Origin of the sequence: Halomonas sp. ND22Bw, assembly GCF_003011945.1 — a bacterium.
Taxonomy (GTDB): domain Bacteria; phylum Pseudomonadota; class Gammaproteobacteria; order Pseudomonadales; family Halomonadaceae; genus Halomonas; species Halomonas halophila.
Genome location: NZ_PXWD01000052.1, coordinates 1 through 664, shown reverse-complemented (window position 1 = coordinate 664; position 664 = coordinate 1). Strand labels below are relative to the sequence as shown.

At 64.8% G+C, this 664-nt stretch carries 1 protein-coding gene; it reads left to right on the top strand.

What is annotated here, in order from left to right; all coding sequences use genetic code 11:
• Positions 1–15: 15 nt before the first annotated feature.
• Positions 16–664: NAD(P)/FAD-dependent oxidoreductase (locus CVH10_RS16900; protein WP_369335842.1), on the top strand; the 649-nt coding region annotated here is incomplete at its 3' end.

Below are 664 nucleotides of genomic sequence, written 5' to 3'. Positions count from 1 at the left end.
CCGCGTGCGACCCGCGTGGTGCTGGTCGAAGCCGGGCACCGGCTCCTGCAGGTGTTCCCGGAAGATCTGTCCGCCTATACGCGCCAAGCGCTCGAAAAGCTCGGCGTCGAAGTGAAGCTCGGCTCGCCCGTCACGGAATGCTCCGCTGATGGGGTTGTCGTCGACGGCGAGCGCATTCCCGCCGAAACGATCCTGTGGGCAGCGGGCGTCCAGGCATCGCCCGCCGCGCATTGGCTGAACGCTGAAGCCGATCGCGCTGGCCGCGTGATTGTCGGACCGGACCTGACGGTGCCGGGTCATCGCGACATTTTCGTGATCGGCGACACCGCGGCCTCGAACGGGTTCGATGGGAAGCCCGTCCCCGGCCTCGCTCCCGCCGCGAAGCAGGCGGGACGATATGTCGCTCGGCTGATCCGCCAGCGCCTGAAGGGGCAGAACGAGGTCGCGCCCTTCCATTACCGGCATCAGGGCAATTTGGCGACTATAGGCCGCAGCCTTGCCGTCGTCGACATGGGTCGGTTTAAGTTGCGCGGGGCCCTGGCGTGGTGGATGTGGAAGCTCATCCACATTTATTTCCTGATCGGGGCGCAGAACCGGCTTAGTGTGGCACTAAGCTGGCTGTGGACCCATGGCATAGGATATCGTGGCTCTCGGCTGATTACTT